The organism is Neoroseomonas rubea (assembly GCF_016106015.1).
GTDB classification, from domain to species: domain Bacteria; phylum Pseudomonadota; class Alphaproteobacteria; order Acetobacterales; family Acetobacteraceae; genus Neoroseomonas; species Neoroseomonas rubea.
On the sequence record NZ_JACADQ010000166.1, the window covers coordinates 1 to 8,582 of the forward strand.

The following is an 8,582-nucleotide window of genomic DNA, read 5'->3' on the forward strand; positions in this document are numbered from 1 at the left end:
GCGGCGAAGCTGGCCTCGAGGTCGACCGGCACGTCGCGCGGACGCGCCTTGCCCTTGGTCAGCGCGGCCGCGGCGCCGGAGCCGTCCCAGGCGGCGCGCCGACCCGCGACGATCAGGCCGAGTCCCGCCAGGTCGGCCGCCGCTGCGGCATCGTCCTGCGCCCCGTCGCGGAAGCGGCTCCCGGCGATGTCGAGCGCGGGAAGGATGGCGGCGAAGCGTGGCGCGCCCGTGCCGAGCGGTTCCGCCAGCACGCCGATCGCGGCGGTGCTGAGGCGCGGATGGCGCAGCGTGCCGAGGGCCACGCGCGCGCCGGAGGCGAGCAGTCGCGCATCAAGCATCGGCCCGGCGAGCATCGCGCCGTGCGGCCCGGGTGAGATGCGAAGGCCGCTGGGCGGCAGGCCGAGCGCGTCGAGCACGTCCTCGGCGATCGCTTCGCCCGCCGCGATGTCCGGCGGGCGGAGATCGGCAGAGAGCGGCACGATCGGATTGCCGGTCTCGAAGGCTTCCACCAGCGCGGCGGCGAGGACGCGCCGCGCGGCGTGCTCCATGGTCCCGGACATCAGTTGAGCGACGGGAGCTGCGGCTCCTCGTCCACCTGGAAGCCGCCGGCTGGCGCCTCGAGCACGTTGGAGGTGCCGCCGGTCGGCGCGACGTCGTAGAGCGCGCTCGGCAGCCAGGTGACGATGCCGGGGAAGATGTACACGCAGGCCATGGTGAAGACGACGATGTAGATGAAGGGCATGCAGCCCTTGAAGATGTCCTCGAGCCGCACGTGCTTCGGCGCCACGCCCTTCAGGTAGAAGGCGGCCATCGCGACCGGGGGCGAGAGGAAGGAGGTCTGCAGGTTCAGCGCGACCAGCACGCCGAAGAACAGCGGATCCACGCCGAAATCATCCAGCAGCGGCAGGAAGATCGGCACGAAGATCACGATGATCTCGGTCCATTCCAGGGGCCAGCCGAGCACGAAGATCAGCGCCTGCGCGAGCAGCATGAAGGTCAGCGTGTTGAGCGGCAGCGACTTGAAGAACTGCTCCACCAGCTCCTGCCCGCCGAGATAGCCGAAGACCGAGGAGAAGATCGCCGAGCCGACGAACAGCCAGCAGACCATGGCCGAGGTGCGGGCGGTGAGGAACACGCTTTCCTTCAGCTTGTCGAAGCTGAAGGACCTGTAGACGATGGCGAGGATGATCGAGCCGAGGCTGCCCATCGCCGCCGCTTCGGACGGCGTGGCGAGGCCGAGGAGAATGGCGCCGAGCACCATCGCGATCAGCGCGGCGAGCGGGATGAACGAGGTGAGCAGCGCGACCAGGATGCGACCGAAGGGGATGTTCACCTCCTCCGGCGGCAGGCGCGGCGCGACGGACGGCTTCACGATCGCGATGCCCATCGCGTAGAGGATGTACAGGCCGGCCAGCATCACGCCCGGGATGAAGGCCGCGGCGTAGAGCTGCACGACCGACACACCCGCCGTCGCGCCATAGAGGATGAGCATGATGGAGGGCGGGATCAGGATGCCGAGGCAGCCGCCCGCGCAGACCACGCCGGCTGCGAGCTTCACGTCGTAGCCCGCGCGCAGCATGGCCGGGAAGGCGAGCAGGCCCATCAGCGTGACCACCGCGCCGACGATGCCGGTCGCCGTCGCGAACAGCGCGCAGGTGGCGAGCGTGGCCACCGCGAGCGATCCGGGGATGTTGCCCGAGGCCATCTGCAGGGATCGGAACAGCCGGTCGAGGATGTTCGCCCGCTCGATGATGTAGCCCATGAAGACGAAGAGCGGGACGCTGATCAGGACGTCGTTCGACATGACCGAGTAGGTGCGCTGCACCAGCAGGTCGAAGACGCGATCCCCCATGCCGAGGTAGCCGAACAGCAGGCCCATCGCCATCAGCGTGAAGGCGATCGGGAAGCCCAGCATGATGAAGAACAGGAACAGGAAGAGCTGCGTGAGCCCCAGCGCGCCGTCGCTCATCGGAAGAACGCCCTACCGTCCGGTGTGTTCGTCGCCGGCGCGCTCGCCGGGAATGTGGCCGGTCGCGGCGATCTCGCGCGCCAGCTGCTCGGGGTCCCTTTCGGCGGCCGCGGCGAGGATCTTCTGCTCGAGTTCCTCAACATCGGACAGGCGGTCGGGCCAGGCGCCGGTGCGGATGCAGCGGATGCAGCGAACCACCTCGACCACGCCCTGGAGCAGCAGCAGCACGCCCACGACGGGGATGAGGAACTTGAACGGCCAGATGACAGGCCCCGTCGGGCTGAACATCGAGCGTTCGTTCTGCAGGAAGGAGATATGTGCGAAGGACCAGCCCGAGATCATGAAGGCGAAGATCGCGGGGAAGAAGAACGCGACATAGAGCACGAGGTCGAACTTCGCCTGCGTCGTGGGCTTGAAGTTCCGGTACAGGAAATCACCGCGCACATGCCCGTTGCGCGACAGGGCATAGGCGCCCGCCATCATGAACAGCGTGCCGTACAGCATGTAGGAGACGTCGTAGGCCCAGCTCGTTGGCGCGCGGAAGGCGTAACGCATGACGATCTCGTAGACGACGGCGAAGGTCAGCACGAGGATCGACCAGGCGAAGGTCTTGCCCACGAATGTGCTCAGCCGGTCGATCCCCAGCAGCGCGGATTGAAGCTGCATCCGAAGGCTTCCCTTCTTGCGCGAACGCCCGCCCCGGTGTCCCGGGACGGGCGCCCTTGCCGCCGCGGCGTGTCAGCCGCGGGCGAAGAAGTGGTTGTAGGCCAGCGCCGGGCTTGCCTGGTAGCGCAAGTAGAAGGCGCTGACGCGGCGGCACCATTCGCGCTGGCTGTCGGTCACCTTCTTGAAGAAGGGATCGCTTTCCAGGTTGCGGATCACGCCGTCCCAGGCGCGCAGCTGGGCTTCCAGCACCGGGCGCGGCGTGACCTGCACGTTCACGCCCTGCGTCGCGGCCATCTGCTGAAGGTCGTTGGGATAGCGCAGCTGCTGCTTCCACGACATGTCGGCCGAAGCCGCTTCCGCGGAGTGGCGGATGACGGCCTTCAGCTCGGCCGGCAGCCCGTCGAACTTCGCCTTGTTGAACAGGACCTCGAAGGTTTCGGTGTTCTGGTGGTAGGACTGGATCATGTAGTTCTTGGCCACGTCCGGGAAGCCGAGGACGCGGTCCGAGGACGGGTTGTTGAATTCCGCCCCGTCGATCACGCCGCGCTCCAGCGCGGGCACGATCTCGCCGCCCGGCAGCGCCGTGACGGCCGCGCCCAGCGCGTTGAAGAGGTCCGTCGCGAGGCCGACCGTGCGGTACTTGAGGCCGCGCAGCTGCTCGGCGTTCTGCACCGGGTTCTTGAACCAGCCGAGCGGCTGGGTCGGCATCGGCCCGGTCTGGAAGCCGACGACGTTGACGCGCAGCACCTGGCTGATGAGCTCGTTGTACAGGGCCTCGCCCCCGCCGTAGTAGAACCAGGCGAGGTAGGAATTGGCGTCGTAGAACCAGGCCGGCGGCGTGCCGAACAGGCTGAAGGCCTTGTTCTTGCCGAACCAATAGGCCGAGACGCCGTGCCCGCCATCGAGCGTGCCCGCCGAGACGGCGTCGATCAGCTGGAAGGCGCCGACGACCGCGCCGGCGGCCAGCAGTTCCATGCGCAGCCGGCCGCCCGCCATGGCGTTCACGCGGCTGACGAAGTCGCCCGCGAATTCATGGAAGATGTCGCGCTGCGGCCAGGTGGACTGGAAGCGCCAGGTCACGGTCTGCGCACGGCTGACATTCGGCGTGGCGAGCACCGCCGCGCCGACGCCGCCCACCGCGGCGGCCTTCAGGAATCCGCGGCGCGCCGGAGCGGGCGCATTCTGGTCTGTCATTCACATCCTCCCTGAGGCCGGCCGAATTCTTGTTTACCGGCGCGTCCAGTTATCGATCCGATATGGGATCGGATCGCGGGAGACAATGGGCTGGCTGAAAGGTTTCGCCATGCGTGACATGCATGACGGAGCGCTTATCACTATTTCGTGACGAAGGCTTTTTCCACCACATAGGTCCCGGGCGCGTTGTTCGCACCTTCCTCGAAGCCGCGGGCCTCGAGCATCGCCTTGCAGTCGCGGTTCATCGCCTCCGACCCGCAGAGCATGACGCGGTCATGCTCGGGCGACAGCACGGGCAGGCCGAGATCGGCGAAGATCCGCCCGTTCTCGATCAGCGTTGTGATGCGGCCCTGCGTCGCGAAGGGCTCGCGCGTGACGGAGGGATAGTAGCGCAGCTTGCCCGCGACCATCTCGCCGAGGAACTCGTGCTGCGGCAGGTCGCGCTCGAACAATTCGCGATGCGCGAGTTCCGCCACCTGGCGGACCGTATGCGCGACCACCACCGTCTCGAAGCGGTCATAGACATCGGGCTCGCGGGCGAGGCTCAGGAAGGGGGCGAGGCCCGTCCCCGTCGCCAGCAGCCACAGCGTCCGCCCGGGCCGGAGGTTGTCCGTCACCAGCGTGCCGGTCGGCTTCTTCCCGATCAGCACCGTGTCGCCGACGGCGATGTGCTGCAGGCGGGAGGTCAGCGGCCCGTCCTGCACCTTGATCGAGAGGAATTCGAGTTCCTCGTCCCAGGTCGGGCTCGCCATGGAATAGGCACGCACGAGCGGCTTGCCGTTCACCATCAGCCCGATCATCGCGAATTCCCCCGCGCGGAAGCGGAAATGCGCGTCCCGCGTGCAGCGGAAGGAAAACAGCCGGTCGGTCCAATGGTGCACCCAGGTGACGCGCTCGCCGAAATAGGCGGCGGGGATCACGGGCGGGGCGGGGCTGGTGGCGTCGTTCATGGCCGGGTCTTGTGCTGCGCTGCCGCACGCTGTGCAACAGGGAATCCCCTTCGGTCCTTGCGCGCGCGCAAACCCGGCGCTTCCCTGGCGGCATGACCGACCTGCCCGAAGGCGTCCCCTTCGACCCCGTCACCGACCCGCCCGTGGGGCCGCTGCTGCCCGACACCTCGCCACGCCCGCTGCCCGCGCGCATCCCGCATCGCGGCCAGTCCGTCGATCTCGAGCCGCTGCATCTGCGCCACACGCAGGAGCTCTGGCAGGCGATGCAGACCGACCGTGGCGGCGCCTCCTGGGCCTATATGGGCTACGGACCGTTTGCCGACGAAGCGGCGCTGCGCGGCTTCCTGGGCGGCTTCGCCACGACGCATGACCCGATCGCCTGGGCCGTGCGCCCGCACGCGACCGGCACGGCGGATGGCTGGCTGACGCTGATGGAGATCTTCCCCGCCCACGCGCATATCGAGATCGGCAACATCTGGTTCAGCCCGCGCATGCAGCGCACCCGCGCGGCGACCGAGGCGATGTTCCTGCTGATGCGCCACGCGATGGACGACCTCGGCTACCGGCGGCTCACATGGAAGTGCAACGCGCTGAACATGCCATCGCGCCGGGCCGCCGCACGTCTCGGCTTCACCTATGAAGGCACGCTGAGGAACCTGCTGGTGGTCAAGGGGCGGCGGCGGGACACGGCCTGGTTCTCGATCCTCGCCGAGGAATGGCCCGCCTGCCGGGACGCGATCGCCGGCTGGCTCGATGCCGCGAACTGGGATGCCGGGGGGCGGCCGAAGCGGAGCCTGGCGGCCTTCCGGCGCTGAGGCGGGGAGGGCTTGCGACGGGCAGGCCGCCCACACCATCTCCCGCGCATGCATCACCCGCGACGGGAGGCGGATCATGCTGGAACCCTCGATTGCCGAGATCGCCGGCTGGGCGGTCATCCTCGCCGGCCTCGCCTATGCCGGCCTGCACAGGCGAGGGGAGGGGCCGGCCATCGCTGCCGCGGTGCTGGTCGGCGCCATGACGAAGGTCGCCCTCCTGCACGCGACGTGACGCTTTCGTCCGGCTGCCGCGATCCTGTCACCGCGGCGCAACATCGCCGGTCTAGAGCCGCCCCGTTCCAAGCCGAACGGGGGTCCCATGCGCCGCTTCCTTCTCGCCACCGCACTCATCGCCGCCGGCCCGGCGCTGGCCGACCAGCGATTCGAGGCGACGCTCGCCGGCCATGCCGTGCTGCCCGCCTTCACCATGGTGCTGCCGCCCGCCGACGCGCCGCGCGACGCGCTGCTGTCCGGCAAGTTCGCCGGCCCGGGCAACCTGCGCATCGACCGCCCCGGCGCGGTGATGGGCGACACCGGCGCGATGCATGGCAACCGCCCGACCGGCATCGCCTTCCCCTTTATCGGCCAGCCGGTGCAGGGCTTCTCCGGCATCAAGCCGGTGGCGAACGAGCCCGGCGCCTACTGGGTGCTGACCGACAACGGCTTCGGCAACCGCCGCAACAGCCCCGACGCGCTGCTGATGTTCCACAAGGTCCGCCCGGATTTCCGCACCGGCGAGGTCGCGCTGCTCCAGACGACCTTCCTGCGCGACCCGCTGCGCCGCATCCCCGTCCGAATCGCGCATGAGGGTACCGAGGCGCGCTACCTGACCGGCGCCGATTTCGACCTCGAGAGCATCCAGCCGCTGCCCGACGGGTCCTTCATGATCGGCGAGGAGTTCGGGCCCTTCCTGATCCACATCGCCGCCGACGGCGTGGTGCAGCGCGTGATCGAGACGCGCATGGACGGCCAGGTGCTGATGTCGCCCGACCATCCGGCGCTTCAGGTGGCGGCGAGCCCGTCCGCCGGCGTGCCGTATCGCGTGCGCCGCTCCGGCGGGTATGAGGGCATGGCACTGACGCCCGATGCGCAGACGCTCTGGGCGATGCTCGAGCAGCCGCTCTTCGCGCCGAATTCCGACCAGCCGGAAGGCCAGTTCCTGCGCGTGCTGGAATTCAGCGTTCCCCGCATGGACTGGACGGGCCGCTCCGTGCGCTACCGGCTGGAACCCGGGGCGACCGCGATCGGCGACTTCAACTTCATCGACGCGACGCGCGCCCTGGTGATCGAGCGCGACAACGGGGAAGGCGACCCGGGCCTCGCCTGCGCGCAGGGCGCGCGGCCCACCGCCCAGGCGCCCTGCTTCCCGCTGCCGGCGCGCTTCAAGCGCGTCTACCTCGTCGACTTCGCGCAGGTCGATGCCGAAGGCTTCGTGCGCAAGATCGGCCATATCGACCTGATGGCGATCCGCGACACGGAAGGGCTCGCGCGCATCCGCGGCGACCTGCCGGCGAACGCGCCGCGCGACCGCTTCACCTTCCCCTTCTTCACCATCGAGAACGTCGCGGCGGTCGATGCCGAGCACATCATCGTCGGCAACGACAACAACCTGCCCTTCAGTGCCGGCCGGCACTTCTTCCAGGCCGATGCGAACGAGATGATCCTGCTGCGCGTGCCTGAGTTCCTGCGCGCCCGCTGATGCTTGCGGGCACGGAGGGGCGCCGACTCCGTCCCCCGTTGCAACCCTGGCCGCGCTGCCGCAATTTCGCGCCTGCAAGGCAAGGAGCGGCGAGCATGGCCGAGGACAGCGTGGGCGCCTTCGTGCCCGGGCCGCGCACGGAACGTGCCGGTGCCGCCGAAGGCCCGCTCGCGGGGCTGACCTTCGCGGTGAAGGACCTCTACGACACCGCGGGCGATGTCACCGGCTACGGCAATCCCGACTGGGCGCGCACGCACGCGCCGGCGACGCGGGATGCCGCGGTCGTCGCGGCGCTGCTCGGCGCGGGCGCTCGCCTCGTCGGCAAGACGAAGACGGTCGAACTCGCCTATGGGTTGACGGGCGAGAATGTCTGGCATGGCACGCCGGTCAATCCCGGCGCGCCGGACCGCTTCCCTGGCGGGTCTTCCTGCGGCTCGGCGGCGGCGGTCGCGGCCGGGCTGTGCGACATCGCGATGGGCTCGGACACGGGCGGGTCGGTGCGCATCCCGGCCTCCTATTGCGGCGTCTTCGGCATCCGGCCGAGCTGGGGGGCTGTGAGCCTCGTCGGCGCCTGCCCGCTCGGTCCCACCTTCGACACGGCAGGGTGGTTCGCCGCGCGCGCCTCCGTGCTGCGCCGCGCGGGCGATGTGCTGCTGCCCCCGGGCGGGGATGCGCCGCTCGGCCCGCTGCTCAAGGTCAAGGAAGCCTGGGTGAATGCCGAGCCCGCGACCGCGGCCTGCCTGTCCAACGGCCAGGGGCTGGAGGCGGCGGAGAAGGTCCTCGGCCCTGCGCTGACCATCTCCATCGCGCCGGAGGGACTCGACGCCTTCTACGAGAATTTCCGCTGCGCCCAGGCGGAGGAAGCCTGGACCAGCCTCGGCCCCTGGGTGGAGGCGACGGACCCCGCCTTCGGCCCCGGCGTGAAGGAGCGCTTCGCGGCGGCAAAGGCCATGGACCCGGCCAAGGCGGCCGCTGGGCGTGCCTTCCGCCGCATCGTCCAGGCGCGGCTGCATGCGCTGCTCGGCGGCGGCGCGGTGCTGGTCTATCCGACCTCACCCTCGCCGGCGCCGCGGCTGACCGCGACGCAGGCCGAGCAGAACGCGGTGCGGGAGAGGACCATGGGTGTCACCGCCATCGCGGGCCTCGCCGGCCTGCCGGAGGTCTCCCTGCCGGTCGCGCGCATCGCCGGCGCGCCGGTCGGGCTTTCGCTCGTCGCGGGGCCCGGCCGCGACCGGGCGCTGCTCGCGCTGGCCGAGAAGGTGGCCGCGGCCGCCGGGCTGCCGGGCTGA

Annotated in this window: 9 protein-coding genes; 4 read left to right on the top strand and 5 right to left on the bottom strand. The window is 69.8% G+C overall.

Annotated elements, in window-relative coordinates; all coding sequences use genetic code 11:
• From HW577_RS15305 to HW577_RS15325, 5 genes are all read right to left on the bottom strand, one after another.
• Positions 1–560, bottom strand: a 560-nt coding sequence (locus tag HW577_RS15305) for a hypothetical protein (protein WP_198377021.1), incomplete at its 3' end; no start/stop codon positions are given.
• Positions 560–1,969: a TRAP transporter large permease gene (locus tag HW577_RS15310; protein WP_198377022.1), complete on the bottom strand. Its 1,410-nt coding sequence runs from the start codon at positions 1,967–1,969 to the stop codon at positions 560–562. The genes HW577_RS15305 and HW577_RS15310, both read right to left, overlap by 1 nt.
• Before the next feature lie 12 nt (positions 1,970–1,981).
• Positions 1,982–2,635 carry a TRAP transporter small permease subunit gene (locus HW577_RS15315; protein ID WP_198377023.1) on the bottom strand — a complete coding sequence of 218 codons (654 nt, stop codon included), beginning with the start codon at positions 2,633–2,635 and terminating at the stop codon, positions 1,982–1,984.
• Positions 2,636–2,707: 72 nt separating this feature from the next.
• A complete protein-coding gene (locus HW577_RS15320; RefSeq protein WP_198377024.1) occupies positions 2,708–3,829 on the bottom strand; it encodes a TRAP transporter substrate-binding protein in 1,122 nt (373 codons plus the stop codon).
• A 140-nt stretch (positions 3,830–3,969) separates the two neighbouring features.
• Positions 3,970–4,779 (bottom strand): ferredoxin--NADP reductase, encoded by an 810-nt coding sequence (locus HW577_RS15325; protein WP_198377025.1) that lies wholly within the window; start codon positions 4,777–4,779, stop codon positions 3,970–3,972.
• Between the two features lie 92 nt (positions 4,780–4,871).
• Between HW577_RS15325 and HW577_RS15330 the strand changes: the two genes are divergently transcribed.
• The 4 genes from HW577_RS15330 (at position 4,872) to HW577_RS15345 (ending at position 8,582) form a co-directional block, all read left to right on the top strand.
• Positions 4,872–5,594, top strand: a complete 723-nt coding sequence (locus tag HW577_RS15330) for a GNAT family N-acetyltransferase (RefSeq protein ID WP_198377026.1) — start codon at positions 4,872–4,874, stop codon at positions 5,592–5,594.
• A gap of 76 nt (positions 5,595–5,670) precedes the next feature.
• Entirely contained in the window at positions 5,671–5,826 is a 156-nt protein-coding gene (locus tag HW577_RS15335) for a hypothetical protein (protein WP_198377027.1), read from the top strand.
• 87 nt (positions 5,827–5,913) lie between these two features.
• Positions 5,914–7,293: an esterase-like activity of phytase family protein gene (locus tag HW577_RS15340; RefSeq protein WP_198377028.1), complete on the top strand. Its 1,380-nt coding sequence runs from the start codon at positions 5,914–5,916 to the stop codon at positions 7,291–7,293.
• Positions 7,294–7,388: 95 nt separating this feature from the next.
• Positions 7,389–8,582, top strand: a complete 1,194-nt coding sequence (locus HW577_RS15345; RefSeq protein ID WP_198377029.1) for an amidase — start codon at positions 7,389–7,391, stop codon at positions 8,580–8,582.